Source organism: Psychrobacter sp. AntiMn-1 (assembly GCF_001854065.1).
Classification (GTDB): Bacteria; Pseudomonadota; Gammaproteobacteria; order Pseudomonadales; family Moraxellaceae; genus Psychrobacter; species Psychrobacter pacificensis.
Window position 1 is genome coordinate 1,228,802 of sequence record NZ_CP012969.1, and the last position, 14,983, is coordinate 1,243,784.

General features: G+C 45.9%; 15 protein-coding genes and 1 tRNA gene. 12 read left to right on the plus strand and 4 right to left on the minus strand.

Annotation, left to right across the window (positions count from 1 at the left end):
• Positions 1 to 8: 8 nt before the first annotated feature.
• Positions 9 to 362 carry a DUF1889 family protein gene (locus AOT82_RS05135; RefSeq protein WP_071002090.1) on the minus strand — a complete coding sequence of 118 codons (354 nt, stop codon included), beginning with the start codon at positions 360 to 362 and terminating at the stop codon, positions 9 to 11.
• Between the two features lie 156 nt (positions 363 to 518).
• Here AOT82_RS05135 and AOT82_RS05140 point away from each other — a divergent pair, with 156 nt between their 5' ends.
• From AOT82_RS05140 to AOT82_RS05180, 10 genes are all read left to right on the plus strand, one after another.
• Entirely contained in the window at positions 519 to 1,730 is a 1,212-nt protein-coding gene (locus AOT82_RS05140; protein ID WP_071002091.1) for a DNA circularization protein, read from the plus strand.
• Positions 1,720 to 2,781 (plus strand): phage baseplate assembly protein, encoded by a 1,062-nt coding sequence (locus tag AOT82_RS05145; protein WP_071002092.1) that lies wholly within the window; start codon positions 1,720 to 1,722, stop codon positions 2,779 to 2,781. Before AOT82_RS05140 ends, AOT82_RS05145 begins: the two co-directional genes overlap by 11 nt.
• Positions 2,782 to 2,788: 7 nt before the next feature.
• Positions 2,789 to 3,268: a phage baseplate assembly protein domain-containing protein gene (locus tag AOT82_RS05150; protein ID WP_071002093.1), complete on the plus strand. Its 480-nt coding sequence runs from the start codon at positions 2,789 to 2,791 to the stop codon at positions 3,266 to 3,268.
• A complete protein-coding gene (locus AOT82_RS05155) occupies positions 3,258 to 3,629 on the plus strand; it encodes a phage GP46 family protein (protein WP_071002094.1) in 372 nt (123 codons plus the stop codon). The genes AOT82_RS05150 and AOT82_RS05155 overlap by 11 nt, the downstream gene beginning before the upstream one ends.
• Complete coding sequence (locus AOT82_RS05160) at positions 3,629 to 4,675, plus strand: baseplate J/gp47 family protein (protein WP_071002095.1); 1,047 nt, start codon at positions 3,629 to 3,631, stop codon at positions 4,673 to 4,675. Before AOT82_RS05155 ends, AOT82_RS05160 begins: the two co-directional genes overlap by 1 nt.
• Complete coding sequence (locus AOT82_RS05165; protein ID WP_071002096.1) at positions 4,672 to 5,196, plus strand: hypothetical protein; 525 nt, start codon at positions 4,672 to 4,674, stop codon at positions 5,194 to 5,196. Before AOT82_RS05160 ends, AOT82_RS05165 begins: the two co-directional genes overlap by 4 nt.
• Positions 5,197 to 5,205: 9 nt before the next feature.
• On the plus strand, positions 5,206 to 5,928 hold the full coding sequence (locus tag AOT82_RS05170) for a phage baseplate protein (RefSeq protein WP_071002097.1): 723 nt from the start codon (positions 5,206 to 5,208) through the stop codon (positions 5,926 to 5,928).
• Between the two features lie 155 nt (positions 5,929 to 6,083).
• Complete coding sequence (locus AOT82_RS14320; protein ID WP_083328859.1) at positions 6,084 to 6,308, plus strand: Com family DNA-binding transcriptional regulator; 225 nt, start codon at positions 6,084 to 6,086, stop codon at positions 6,306 to 6,308.
• Positions 6,309 to 6,428: 120 nt separating this feature from the next.
• On the plus strand, positions 6,429 to 7,520 hold the full coding sequence (locus tag AOT82_RS05175) for a GNAT family N-acetyltransferase (protein WP_071002098.1): 1,092 nt from the start codon (positions 6,429 to 6,431) through the stop codon (positions 7,518 to 7,520).
• A complete protein-coding gene (locus tag AOT82_RS05180) occupies positions 7,513 to 8,043 on the plus strand; it encodes a formyltransferase family protein (protein WP_071002099.1) in 531 nt (176 codons plus the stop codon). Before AOT82_RS05175 ends, AOT82_RS05180 begins: the two co-directional genes overlap by 8 nt.
• Positions 8,044 to 8,276: 233 nt before the next feature.
• On the opposite strand, the gene AOT82_RS05185 is transcribed toward AOT82_RS05180, so the two are convergent.
• The 3 genes from AOT82_RS05185 to AOT82_RS05195 form a co-directional block, all read right to left on the minus strand.
• A tRNA-Ser gene (locus AOT82_RS05185) sits at positions 8,277 to 8,367 on the minus strand.
• 92 nt (positions 8,368 to 8,459) lie between these two features.
• Positions 8,460 to 9,608 carry a type I glyceraldehyde-3-phosphate dehydrogenase gene (locus tag AOT82_RS05190; protein ID WP_071002100.1) on the minus strand — a complete coding sequence of 383 codons (1,149 nt, stop codon included), beginning with the start codon at positions 9,606 to 9,608 and terminating at the stop codon, positions 8,460 to 8,462.
• 126 nt (positions 9,609 to 9,734) lie between these two features.
• Positions 9,735 to 11,672, minus strand: coding sequence for an AAA family ATPase (locus AOT82_RS05195; protein WP_071002101.1), 1,938 nt, complete (start codon positions 11,670 to 11,672; stop codon positions 9,735 to 9,737).
• A 326-nt stretch (positions 11,673 to 11,998) separates the two neighbouring features.
• Between AOT82_RS05195 and exaC the strand changes: the two genes are divergently transcribed.
• Both exaC and adhP read left to right on the plus strand, forming a co-directional pair.
• Positions 11,999 to 13,525 carry an acetaldehyde dehydrogenase ExaC gene (gene exaC / locus AOT82_RS05200; protein WP_071002102.1) on the plus strand — a complete coding sequence of 509 codons (1,527 nt, stop codon included), beginning with the start codon at positions 11,999 to 12,001 and terminating at the stop codon, positions 13,523 to 13,525.
• Positions 13,526 to 13,762: 237 nt separating this feature from the next.
• Entirely contained in the window at positions 13,763 to 14,791 is a 1,029-nt protein-coding gene (gene adhP / locus AOT82_RS05205) for an alcohol dehydrogenase AdhP (RefSeq protein ID WP_071002103.1), read from the plus strand.
• Positions 14,792 to 14,983 lie beyond the last annotated feature (192 nt).

Sequence of the window (14,983 nt, forward strand, 5' to 3'; positions counted from 1 at the left end):
CTTTAATCCTATTTAGGTGCTGATAAATCATCTAGCTTTTGAAAAATTTGAGCTGCCATGCTCTTTCCTAACTCAGTATCAGCACCTTGGACTCTACCACCATTGCTAATTTTTTCTGCAAAATTGCCAAGTTTATCAGCGTGTTTCTTATTCCATTGAAATTCATACTGGGCAATATGAGACACTTCATCAGCTGAATAAATCACGCCTCGCTCTACCATGGCTTTTAGTAAACCTTTGGCGCTAGCTTCGTCTAAGGGATGACTCAAACCAGCTCTATCAGCGCCCTTCGCTAAGCGCAAAGATAATTTAGCTACAGTCTGTCTTACTACTTCTTGATGATCGTATTGTTCAATTGACATATTTACGCTCTCTTTAACAGATAATTGTTTATCCTACCGCATCAACCCCAAACTATAAAACAAAAAACTAGGTTTCTCGGAACTTTGTCACCTATAAGCCCCTGCCCCATTGTTCCATAATGAACTTACTTTCTGACAAGTATTGCGAGCGCATAAATGGCATGGCAAGAAAATTTATATGACGCATCCTTTCGCGGTGTCGAGTTTGAATATTTTGGCGTTGATGACAGCCAAGATAAGGCGCTGGCGACTCATCAAGCACCGTATGCCAATGATGCCGATATTTTTGATATGGGTAATAACCCTAAAAACATAAATATGACCGCCATCATAGATGGCGCGGACTATGAGCAAGCGTTAGAAAACTTACTTAACGCGCTAGATGCTAAAGGCAACGGTGAACTAATACATCCAGTATTTGGGGCACAAGAGGCTATTTGCGCAAGTTATAGAGTCAAGCACGATAGTGACATCGTAGACGGCTGTACGATTGAGCTACAGTTTATTGTAAGTGGCTCAAAACGGAATATTCAGCACTTCACCCCTGAACCAATGCCCGCCCCTAGCCAAGCAGCGGACAGCATTATCTTGTCAGCGCCAGCGGAGGAGCTGGCTATTTATCAAGAGCAGCTTGATGCTATTGGCACTGAGGCGGCTATTGCGCAATCTCGTAGTATCCCTGAAACCATACGTAGCAAACTGCGTGAGGTACGGACGAATCTTGGCACAAATCTGGTACGTGTAGATGATTTACTTAATCCACCAGTGTGGTTAGGCAGTATCGTCGGTGATGTGGACGGTATCGTTAAGATGCTACCGCTGGACTATGATCCAATGAATAACTGGCGTCGTCTGTTTAACCGTATCAAAGCCATTGGCGATGTGTTTGGTGACAGTGATGTACCACCGCTACGCAGAACAGGGCAAGTACTACCAGCTGCAATGACTAGTCGCGGTGTCATTGAAATACTAAAGGAAGAACAGCGCAACCCTACCCTAACGCCAAGTGATTTGATTGCAATCAATGATGAGGCGCGCCAACAAATACAAGAGGCAATCGATCAGGTGCGTGCTGATGATAATACACAAAATGACCAATCGTTGCCGGTCGTCAATACAGATATTACGCCTATCATTCGTGACTTAAAAAAAGCGGCGGCGCAGCTGCAAGCATTGACTGACGCTACGATTAATAGTCGTCCGCCACTAACTAAGCACACAGTCACAGCGCCGTGTACTTGGCGTCTATTGGCTCATCTACTATACGCTGACCATACGCACGCGGATGAGCTGTCGCGGCTCAATCGTGGACTGGTTGATGCATCTGTCATTGACGCAGGCATACAGGTGTCATGCTATGCCCGATAACGACACAGAAAAAATGGCACTACATATCGACGGCGTGGTGTGTTCGACATGGGATGATCTAAGTGTCGATAGTGATATTGGCGTACCTGCTGATGCGTTTAGTTTTAGTTGGTTTGATGCTGAGCAAGACGTATTACCTGATTATGTGAAAGCAGGTTCAAGCTGCACAGTGAGCTGTAATGGTGAGACGGTATTAACAGGCATCTTAGACCGAATTGGTCAGCGTGTTGGCCGTAATGGACTTAGCACAAATCTATCAGGGCGTGACCTAGCAGGGCAACTGATCGACTGCCACGCACCCATCGATGCCGCTGCCAATCTTAGTCTGTCTGAGCTAATAAAACGCTATGTGACAGGCGGTGATTTGGCAAATTTGCCTATCACTATTGGCAAGGTGCAACAGGACTGGCTCAAAAGTAAGACGGGTGTAAACGTTGGCGAGTCCGTATGGGATGTACTAACAGCAGCGGCACAAGCAAGTGGTCAGTATGTATGGCTATCGGCTGATGGTCAGTTGATGATCGGCAATCCATTTGATGTACCACAGCCAGCCGTTAAGCCTAAATTTTATCTGTACAACGACGATAGATATGAGCAAAACAACGTACTCGATGCTGACTATCAATATGACATCTCAAACGCATTCAGCACAATTGAGATCGTAGGTCAAAATGACAAGGGCAAAAACTTTAAAGCAAAAGTGACAAGTGACCGCATGGCGCTCAAACGCCACCGCATCATTAACGATAGTCGCTCGGATACACAAGCCGAAGCGGAGAAATTTGCTGCTAAAGCAATGGCTGATGCTTGGCTGGATGCGACGGACTTAACGCTACCAGTATCAGGTTGGACGCACAACGGTCAGCCGTGGCAAACAGGGTGGGAAGTAAGCTTTGATAGTAATGTTCTGACGCGCGCTGTTGGCGACTGGGTAATTTATGGGCGTACATTACAGTTGTCACGCGCCAATGGCAAAACTACTGAGCTGCGGCTCAAACGCACGGATGACTGGATGCAACCAGTCAAGTACGCTGATCTGATTAAAAAGTGAGTAAGGCATGAACCCATTTAAACAAGCACCAATCGTCCGTCAGGCAATTATTGGTACGATCAAGCGTACTGGTCATAAAGCGTTGCAGGTGCTTGGCTTGAGCGGTGAACTGGTCGATGATGTACCGCTGTATCAGCAGGTAGGGTTTGCCAGTTGGCTACCTGAAGATGCTGAGGTGGTCATGCTACCAATGCAAGGTCGCGCGCGTAATTTTGTCATCGTCGCTGGTCAAGACGCGGTAGCAATTGAGCTAAAAGAGGGGGAAACGGTAGTCTACAACCAGCACGGTGTGGAACTAAGACTGCTTAAAGACAAAATAAAAAGCAATGTCAGCTTAGAAGTTGATGGCAATATCAAAGCCACAGGCGATGTATCAGACAAAGCTGGCTCTATGCAAATCATGCGCGGGGCATACAATATTCACGGTCATACAGCTGAAGGTACGTCACCACCAACGGTACTAATGGGAGCTGCTGATGCGCTTTGACCAAACCACTAATGACTACACACTGGATGGTATTAACTTGCCACCATTTACAGGTACTCAAGCACTAGCAGAAGCGGCCTATTTGCGCTTATTAACGCCAAAAGGATCATGTTTTAGTGATAGTCAGCTCGGCAGCGAGTTGTATAAGCTCAAACGTAGCAAAGATGTACCACGTATGCGTAGACAAGCGCTTGCATGGGCAAAACAAGCGTTAGAACCATTACGCGCACCATATTATCTAAACGATATTATTGTGACTGCGGGCAATGTTAAGTCAGGCCATTTATTGATAAAAGCTGATCTGGTACAAGCTAATGGCAGCCAGACCACAACATCTATTAACGTACAGGTAGCTGGATAATGTATCAGACCCTTAAATATAGCGATATCAAAGCCGTCATTATGCAAGAGTATGTCAATCAAACTGGCACACTGCCCCAGCGTGATTCCGATGCAGACGTGCGCGCATCAGGCACAGCGGCAGTTGCTGAGGGCTTATACAGTCATCAAGAATATATTTTAAAGCAGCTTTTTATTCAGACAGCAGATGAGCCTTACCTTTATATACACGCTGATGAGCTGGATTTGCCTCGTCTTGGTGGCTCGACAGCGACAGGGCAAGTATGGGCTTCAGGTAACACTGATGGGGTCATCTTGCCTGTTGGTAGCAAACTGACTGATGGCTTTGGACACTATTGGCAAACCACAACAAATATCACTCTATCTGCTAAAAAACAGGTGGCCGTACCAGTGCAAGCAAGCAATAACGGCGCGGCCTTTAATGTCACTGGCACGCTAAGGTGGGTATCCCCAGTCGCAGGGCTACAAAGTGTAGCGGGTGTAGATGTAATCAGCGGTGGCTCAGACGGCGAAAGCCTTGAGCGGTGGCGCTCAAGACTCTGGAACAAGAAAAAGTTAGGTAAAAGTTTGTCACGTACTGAGGACTTGCGCCAAGCAGTATTGGGTGTATCTGGTATCGCTAGCGCCTACGTTTACCCCTTACGGCGCGGCGCTGGCAGCGTTGATGTTGCTATCACGGCACAAGGCGCTAATGGAGCAACTTTACCAAGTGATAGCTTACTGGCTCAATCTGAGCAAGTTTTAAAAGACACTACCGCATTTTGGGAAGACGTGCGCACTTTTAAGCCCACCATCATTGCGTTTGATGTTACCGCTAAAATCACAGGCGTTAATGTTAATACGGGTGAGATTAGCGCGATTATCAATGATTATTTGAAGGCGATGATACCCGCTGAGAGCTACAAAGCCGCTGTACTGTACAGCCTCATTATGGCTGTAGAGGGCATGATTGACGTACAGTTAACGCCAAACGTTAATGTTAATCCCACCGTCAGTATGGAGCAAGTCGGCTGGATACGCCCCGCTAACATCACGGTGACGCTATGAGTGAGACAAAAAAAATAGCAGATGTGCTGATGCAGCATCTACCATTTGGTGCTTATGACCACAGCCATAACACAGTTATATATAAAGATATAGTAGCACATAGTAAAGCGTTAGAGTTGGTCAAGGTGTCAGCTGGGCGTATTTTTGCGGTATTAAATGGCATACCAGATGAGCTGATTGATGAGTTTGAGCGTGAGTACGGATTGCCATTATTGTGTGGTCAAAGTGATGTCGGCAATACAATCGATGATCGACGCGCCGAGATTGAGCGTGTCAAACGTGAAGGGCACGTACTGCTTAATTTAGCGGGTCTCTACAAGCTATTTGCGCGCTACAATCAGACCGTGCTTGCAGTGCAAACTTACGTGCCTATGCAATGTTTAGGGTCATGTGTTGATCCATTAAATACTGCACGGCTGCGATTTCGTGTGACATTGACACTTGCCAAACCGATCAAGGCAGATATGAGCTGTTTATCAAAAAACTACTTACCCGCCTCTCTCAGACTTGATATTAAATAAGGACAAATTATGCATCGTATCGACTCTGCCACCGCGCGTGAAAACGCCAATGGTGACGGTAAAACAGGATTCTCTGACAATGCTGATCTGTCAAATCAAGACGCTACTTACTTCACGCCTGAGTGGTCAAATGCACTGCAAGAAGAGGTCGCCAATGTTATTGAAGGCTTAGGGCTGACATTAGATAAGTCTGATAACGGGCAGCTTTTAAAAGCGCTAGTGCAGGAGTTCGGTGAGAAGAAAGTGCTTGAGGACGCTATCGAAGACTATAAAAAGCTGATTAAAGCAGACCGTGATCGCTTAGATAAGCTAGAAGCCCGTAAGTATGAAGATACGCAAATTGGTGAACTGTTTTGGACGTCTAAGCATTTCGCTACAGCAGCGGAAGTCGCGGAATATAAGGGCTATGGCACATGGCAGCGCGCATTACAAGGGCGTGTGGCGGTTGGTTTTTCTGACGATCCCGAAGACCATGTCGACTTTAGAACACATGGCAAGCTATATGGTGAGCGTGAGCATCAGTTAACTACAGAAGAAATGCCAAGCCATTCCCACCCGTTGGGTATATCTGCTAGAACTAAGATTGCTCATGATGATTCACAAGAAAGCGATAGAGCTGTAGACAATACAGGTGATAAGGAGGAAGGTTATATAGGTGATACTGGCGGCAATAAAGCTCACAATAACATGCAACCATCTAAGACACTTGATTGCTGGGAACGGATTGAATAAAGAAAACGGAGCGGTAATAAAATGTTGGAGCATTATATTACCACTCTTTGACAGACAGTACCTGTCGCAAAGCCGAGGCTCCGCCGCCGTGTACACAGCGAGCGGAGTTTAACACAGAATCTAACGCGATTCTAACGCTAAGCACAGGAAAAATTATGCAGTTTATTTCATGCCAAGAGTGTGGCAAAAAACTACTCAAAATCGGCAATTTTGACAAACTATCTATCAAATGTAGCCGTTGTAAAACTATTAATCTCTTGAGCGTCGAGAACGCCGCTAATTTCAGCAAAACAGAAGACCACGAGTCTCAAACTAAACAAGGAATATCTCGTGGCCACACGCAAAAAGACTCCAAAGGTCGACCCAAAAGCACCTGCTAAAAATGGCTTTAAATATAAGCCTAAGTTTGGTGTCATCGTAAATTGTGATGATGAATCTCATCAAAAAAATGTTTACGACCAGCTAAACACGCAAGGCTATAGCCTTAAGGTGGTGGTCGTATGAAGATTGATATCCATCATCAGTGTACTGATCACGATAGCTATCGAGCCGCTCGTATTAAAAGCCTGTTCAATGTTGAGCAAGGCGCAAACGTCCATATCACTGCCGACCTACCCATTGAAGACAATGATTGGCAGATTGGCGTCATTGTCGGTGGCTCTGGTACTGGTAAAACCAGTATTGGTAAGAAGCTATGGCGCGGTACATCTATCCATAATCCTAAATGGGACAAAACTAAACCTATCATTGATCAGATAGCCGTCGATGGCAGTATTGATGATGCCACCGCGTGTCTATCAGCGGTCGGTCTAGGTACTGTACCAGCTTGGCTAAGACCATACCATGTGTTAAGTAATGGTGAGCAATTTCGCGCTAACCTTGCCCGTGCATTAGCTGATGAGCCTGAGCGATTGATCATAGACGAGTTTAGTAGTGTCGTTGATCGTCAAATTGCTTGCATTGGTGCTAATGCTTTTGCTAAGTCTTGGCGGCGCACAAAGGGCAAACAGGCGGTACTTTTAACTTGTCACTACGACGTACTGGACTGGCTACAACCTGACTGGGTATATGACACTTCCAAGAATGAATTTATACGGGGGCGTCTTTGGCAACGCCCATCTATTACATTCGAAATCTATCAAACCAACTGGCAGTTTTGGCACTTGTTTGAGCCGCATCACTATCTAAAAATGCCACTTATGATTGCTGCTACCAACTATGTGGCTGTAGTCGATGGAGAGCTAGTTGCTCATCTTGCAGTCTCAACGCGCCCTGGTCTCATCGAAGCACGAGCATGTCGACTGGTAGTAATGCCTGAGTGGCAAGGTGCAGGCATCGGTATGCGTTTTCTTAATCAGGTATGTGAACACTGGTTAAATGCTGAAAATCGTTATAACAAGCCATTGCGTACTATATTTCACACTAGCCATCCAAACTTGGCGACTGCTCTAAGACGCAATCCTAAATGGACACAGATTAGCGGGCAGCTACATGGTGGTAGAGCTTCCCGCGCGCTCACTGCTGGTGGTAAATACGGCGGCCACTTTCGCGCCGTACAAGGATTTCGTTATTTAGGGGCTGACTATGATTAAAGTGATGATAGTTGGTCAAAAATGGCTAGCTGAGCAGCTGCTTAAGCGTTGTATTGATATGGGTGATATTGAGGTTATATTGGTATCAGTACCGTGTATTGACGATAGAACGGCGATACTGGCTGATAGGTTAGCTATTCCCGTGGCTACTCATGGTAAAACGTTGATGACAAACGCAGTACCAGATGGCATCGACGTGATACTAATGGCACATGCTTACTGCTTTGTGGATGCTGATGCTCGAGCTAAGGCTAGACTTGGTGCTGTAGGCTATCATCCAAGTCTCTTGCCAGCTTATAAAGGGAAAAATGCTATCGCCGATGCCTTTAATGCAGGTGAAGTTGTGACAGGTGGCTCTTTATACCAGTTAGATGATGGGTGGGACACGGGTGTGGTTGTTGATCAAGCTAGTGTAAAGATAGATAATAACGATACTATCAAATCACTTTGGCAGGATAAATTAGCGCCGTTGGGTTTGCTGCTTTTTGAGAATTATTTAAAGAGTATCAGGCATGAGCTATAGTTATTAACTATATAGTAGTGGTGCGAGGCATTTATGTCATCGCACTATTTTTTTGAATGGAACACCTAGTGCAGAATAATTTATAAAAACCTAGTGCAGAATGAACTACAAATTAGTGCAAAATAAATTCGCAAATTACACTTTTATGAGGTTTATAGAGCCTGTCGTCCAGTATTTATAAAATATACCATAAAAAAAGCCCCAATCATCACTGATTGGGGCTTTTTAGCATTTGGCGGAGACGGAGAGATTCGAACTCTCGAAGGGCTATGAACCCTTGCCGGTTTTCAAGACCGGTGCATTCAACCGCTCTGCCACGTCTCCATTGGTGCATCATTATATAGATATACTTTTATAATGCAAGCCCCTAATCTAAAAAAATTCAATTAATTTGCAAATACCTTTGAACCACTGGTTTATCGCTTGCTTGAGGCCAGATGCAGGCACATATCGAGCAGTCTGTTGGCATAACCCCATTCATTATCGTACCACGCAAAAACCTTGTACTGCTCGCCTACCTGCATGAGCTGCTGACCATCTATGATAAGCGATTCAGTTTGATGAATAAAATCACTAGAGACCAATGGCTCATCCGTATAAGCCATGATGTCACGTAAATGCGTCTGACTGGCAGATTGAAGGACGTCACGGATAATATCAACGCTGACCTCTGGCGTATCAAATACAAAGGTCACATCAATCGCTGCCACATCGATGGTGGGCACCCGTATTGAATGTCCATTTATTTTGCCCGCCATCGCTGGCAATACCCGCTCCGTCGCAGCAATACTACTCGAGGTCGTTGGGATAATATTGTAGCCAGAAGCACGCGCCCGTCTGGGATCTCGATGCGCTTGATCGAGCACCGTCTGATCGGCGGTAACCGCATGAATCTCTGTCATCATAGCGGACTTGACGCCGAACGCTTTATCCAATGTGTCAATCAGCGGCACCAATGCCTGCGTGGTACAAGAAACGCTGGAGATAATCGGTAAATCAAGCATGAGCGCATCTGTATTGACCCCCATAACGATACAAGCATCCACATTATCGAATGGCGCTGCACCGATGATCACCTGCTGTGCGCCTGCATGGATGTGCAGCATCGCTTGCTCATACGAGCGAAAGTGACCGGTGCACTCTAGTACCACATCGACCCCTAGCGACTGCCAAGGTAGGTTTTGTGGATTGGGTTCTGAAAGCATATTGATACAATAAGTCAAAGTGTTTTTGGTGAGACAGAGCTGAGTTTTATGCTCGTTATCGGCCCCGCTCTCGATAATATCAGCACTGACCCCCAAGCGGCTTAAGCGACCGTGCGTGCTATCAAATTTTAATAAATGCAACAAAATATCTGCTGGTGCCAAATCATTAATTGCGACGACATGGATTGCACGTCCTAATACTTCAAAGCGCTCTAGCAAGGCGCGCAGTACATTGCGCCCGATACGACCAAAACCATTAATAGCCACTCTCAATGGCTGTGAGTGCTCCCCAGTGGTACGATAGGTCGCCGCTATCGGGTCAGAGGTCAATTGATAAGTGGCGCTAGAAAAATCAGGCATAAAAGATATCGCTATAAAGGGATATAAAGAATGGGCGTTGTCGCTTTAGACGTGCTCTAACAGTTGGTTCAATATTTTTTGTTCAAAAAACCGACAGTGTCGTAAAATCTATCTTGTCATAACAAACTATGGCGTGATAAAAATCAATGCCAAACGAATGGTGTTGTAGTCAATGCTTTGCTTGAGATGATCGAATATCGGACGCAGTTTGATACTGCCATCATCATTGAAGTCATTGGGGTTATTGGCAACTTTGATGGCGACATAAGCGTTGCCAACCGCTGTCATGACCTCATCCTCTGGACGTAGATGATCGCAGGCAAGGCTTGGATCTTGTGATTTTAGCTCGCCGATGTGGCGCATGATGGTGGACTGTGATAGTTGACGCGCTTGTGAGATTTCCGCAATAGTCAAGCTCTCTTCTAATAGCACTCTGGTTGCAAGCAAAGTGCTCTCTGATTTGTCAGAGACTTGATTGCCTAATTTCTGTTTTTTATCGATTTGCGCTTGTTGCTGTTCGCGGCGCTTTTTTTGCAGCGCGGCATAGGCGTCAATCACGGATTGACTGAGCGTACCACCTGACTTTAAAACAAACTTCTCATGCGCCTGCTGCATACTTTCTTCATCCAGCATCGCATAGTTGGCATCAGCCTCTTCAGACAGGACCAAAAACCGCTTGTCTGCGCCGCGTGCCAGTGGATCAAGTTGCAAGCTCATGTCATTCATACCCAGTAGCTGCAATCCTGCCAGCGATTTGAGACGTGATAAGGCCACATAACCTTGTCCCAACTCAAAGGTACGCGATAAATCAATCTCAGCGGCATCGAGGGTCATGCCTTGCGACTTGTGAATGGTGATCGCCCATGCCAGACACAGCGGTACTTGTAAGTAACTTGCTAGCACCTCACCCGTCTCATCTTCGATGATCCACTCCTCAGGCTCAGCGATGACTTCTCGTCCTGAATTAAGCCGCACGACAGGCATTTTCTGGGTCGTTGGTTTCTTCGACTTTGGCTTTTCTTTGTCTTTTTTAGCAGCGGACTTCTTAGCTTTTGCCGTTTTTTCGCCAGCAGCTTCCTCATCAATGTCATCGCTGCTATCGTCTTCGATTAACGCGTCACTACTTTCCTTATCCTCTATTTTGACCGCAGCAAAACCAATCAGCTCACCCATCGTCCCGTTGGACACCCCAAGCTCGGCATTGTTTTTGATAAACATGACCTTGGCGCCCACCTTGAGAACCAACTCGTCTTGAGTACGTACGGTCTTTTTTAAGGTTTCAACCAGCTTACTATCGCCCGTGGTTGTGGCTTCAAAACGCATCATCTCACCGTCTAACAGTGCCAGCTCCTTGTCATTAATCTTATTGACATTGAGATTGTGCGTGTACAGGCGAGTACGCTTGATATCGACGCTTTGATCGTAAGTATTCTCTAAAGCGGCAATCGCCTCAAAGGTCACTTCCTGACGACGGATTTGGTTGAGAATATCATCTAAGTCTAAACCACCATTTGCCGCTTCGCTAACCTGTCGATGCTGCTCTGACAGATAGCAAATATGAAATTTGGCATCGAGCCACGCCTCAGACATAAAGGCGAACTTTTCACGATTGCTCTCGCCTTTACTACCAATCGGTGGCAACTGAAAAAAATCTCCTGCGACCACGACTTGGATGCCGCCAAAGGCTTTGTCGTTTTTGCGGACATGCTTGAGCACTTGGCTGACCAAATTGAGCTGCTTGGCATGTAGCATCGATATCTCATCGATGACCAGTACTGCCGTGTCTTTCAATCTGTCTGCCAAAAACTGCTTACGAGATAAATTGGTCAAATCGCGATCAGACAGCTCATCTTTGATACCAATACCCGACCAACTATGAATCGTTGTGCCATTCATATGCGTGGCGGCAATACCAGTACTGGCCGTCACCGCAACAGGTACACGGCGAGCGCGTAGATAATCGATGTATTGATTGAGGGTATACGTCTTACCTGAACCTGCTGAGCCAGTCAAAAAGACGTTTTGACCTGTTTTTAGAATATCAAGAGCAGAAGATTGACGCATAGACCCAAACCAACCAATATTATGAAAAGAAATAGTATAAAAAAGAAAGCCGCCCTGGTTAATTAATTGACCACAGCAAGCCAAAGTAGATGCTCACAATTATAACAGCTGCATCCGCTTTGCGAACCACTTTAACCGCCCTATATCGTATAACCGAAAGTTTTGTGATACAAATTATATCATTATAAAAAGTCATTATCGTCCTGTACAAAAGTTCAGTACGATAGAATAATAAATTGGTTAGGAATACCAAGGGTTTATTTTTCAATGGCTATCTCTAAATAGTCATATTTTAAATAACCATCATACACAACAAGGAGTGGTTAATGTTATACGCTTATCCCAACACTGAAAACAGTCCGGTCCAATTCCGCAAAAAATACGATAACTTTATTAATGGTGAGTGGACCGCTCCTGTCGATGGAGAGTATTTTGATAACACAAGCCCCATCGATGGTAAAACTATTTGCCAAGTCGCCCGCTCAAAAGAAGCCGATATCGAAAAAGCCCTAGACGCGGCGCATGCTGCCAAAGACGCATGGGGCAAAACCAGTGTTACTGAACGTGCCAACTTGTTACTCAAAATAGCTGACAGCATGGAAGCCAACCTAGAAGCGATTGCGATTGCCGAATGTTACGAAAACGGCAAGCCTGTTCGTGAGACACTCGCAGCCGACATCCCTCTAGCCATTGATCACTTCCGTTATTTTGCCAGCGCCATTCGCGCACAAGAAGGCGGTATCAGTCAGATTGACGAAGACACTGTGGCTTATCATTTTCATGAGCCACTTGGTGTCGTCGGTCAAATCATTCCTTGGAACTTTCCTATCCTAATGGCCGTATGGAAGCTAGCACCTGCCCTTGCTGCTGGTAACTGTGTCGTTCTAAAGCCAGCCGAACAAACGCCAGTTTCTATTCTGTTCATGTTAGAGACCATCGGCATCGCTGATATCTTGCCAAAAGGCGTGCTAAACGTCGTCAATGGCTTTGGTGTCGAAGCGGGTAAACCACTTGCCTCAAACCCTCGTATCAATAAAGTTGCCTTTACAGGTGAGACTACCACTGGCCGCCTCATTATGCAGTACGCGAGCGAAAACATCATTCCAGTGACGTTAGAGCTTGGTGGCAAAAGCCCTAACATCTTCTTTGCCGATGTTATGGATGAGGACGATGACTTCTTGGACAAAGCTGTCGAAGGTCTAGTGATGTTTGCACTGAACCAAGGTGAAATCTGCACCTGTCCATCGCGGGCACTCGTTCATGAGAGCATCTATGATGAGTTCATCAAACGCTGTATCGCCCGCGTTGAAGCCATCAAGATGGGCAACCCATTAGATACCGACACCATGATTGGCGCGCAAGCCAGCTCAGATCAATTAGAGAAAATCCTATCTTATCTTGATATCGGTAAAAAAGAAGGCGCAAAAGTGCTCGTCGGCGGTGAACAAGCCAAGCACGATGGCGACTTGACAGACGGTTACTACGTCAAACCAACTATCTTTGAAGGCACCAACGATATGCGCGTGTTCCAAGAAGAGATCTTTGGACCTGTCCTTGCCGTGACTACTTTTAAAGACGATGACGAAGCCATGCAGACTGCCAATGACACCTTGTATGGTTTAGGCGCGGGCGTTTGGACGCGTAGTGTACACAAGGCATATCGCTTCGGACGTGGTATCCAAGCAGGCCGCGTATGGACCAACTGCTATCACATTTACCCTGCGCATTCTGCATTCGGCGGTTATAAGCAATCCGGTATTGGACGCGAAAACCACTTAATGATGCTCGACCATTATCAGCAAACCAAAAACATGCTGGTGTCGTACAGCCCTAAAAAAATGGGCTTCTTCTAAACCATCATTTCTAATCATGGAGCGGGTTATCACCAGTGTTACATAGCCCGCTCGCTACAACGATCTAAATAAAAAAACTGAAACGAATTTTTATATCCTCTAATGCGCTTAGGCGCACAGCAGGAAAAATTTGTAGCAGTCTTGCGTTCAAAATAAGGTGTTTGCATATTTTGAATGCAATATCGCAACAACTTTGTATATCGACATCTATCAATCACCCATAAAAGAGAACTTATCATGACTAACAAAATGAAAGCCGCTGTATTACATGAGTTCGGTCAAGACTTAAAAATCGAAGAAGTCGACATCCCAACCGTAGGTGCCGGTCAGATTTTAGTAAAAATGGAGGCCTCAGGCGTCTGTCATACTGATTTACATGCGGTTGAGGGGGACTGGCCTGTTAAGCCAAACCCGCCATTTATCCCAGGCCATGAAGGTGTTGGCGTGATCACGGCGGTCGGTGACAACGTCCATCACGTCAAAGAAGGCGACCGAGTCGGTGTGCCCTGGCTCTACTCTGCTTGTGGTCACTGTACACATTGCCTGGGTGGCTGGGAGACGTTGTGCCTAAAGCAAGAAAATTCAGGTTATTCGGTGAATGGTAGCTTTGCAGAGTATGTCCTGGCGGACGCCGACTATGTAGGCATTATCCCAGAAAGCGTCGACTCTGTAGAGATTGCCCCTGTCTTATGCGCAGGTGTCACTGTCTATAAAGGCCTAAAAATGACGGATACCAAGCCTGGTGATTGGGTAGTGATTTCAGGTATCGGCGGACTTGGGCACATGGCCGTTCAGTACGCCATTGCCATGGGCCTTAATGTCGCGGCGGTCGATATCGACGATGAGAAGCTTGAATTCGCCAAAAAGCTGGGCGCCAAAGTCATCGTCAACGCCAAAGACACCGATCCTGGCGAGTATCTCCAAGAGCAGATCGGCGGTGCTCATGGCGTGTTAGTCACTGCAGTATCATCAAAAGCTTTTGATCAAGCCTTAAGCATGTTACGTCGCGGTGGTACTTTAGTATGTAACGGGCTCCCCACTGGCGACTTCCCTGTCTCTATCTTTGATACCGTGCTAAATGGCATTACCATTCGTGGCTCTATCGTCGGTACGCGCCTAGACTTACAAGAGTCGCTAGACATGGCAGCAGCAGGCAAAGTCAAAGCGACCGTCAAAGCTGAGCCGTTAGAGAACATCAATGATATTTTTGAGCGGATGCGTAATGGCAAAATCGAAGGTCGTATCGTCATCGACTATAATCAATAACGGATAGTAAAATGACAGTGTTATAAGCTTATTACATAGTTATTCCAACTGTCAATTATCAGCCGAAGGTCGTATCTTTTTAGTCATATGCCAGTTGTGATGTGTCTGAAGATGATGCGACCTTTTTGATTTGACTGTGGCATACTGATACTAGAGAGCAATTATATAAACCATGGATGGGCCATAAGAAGG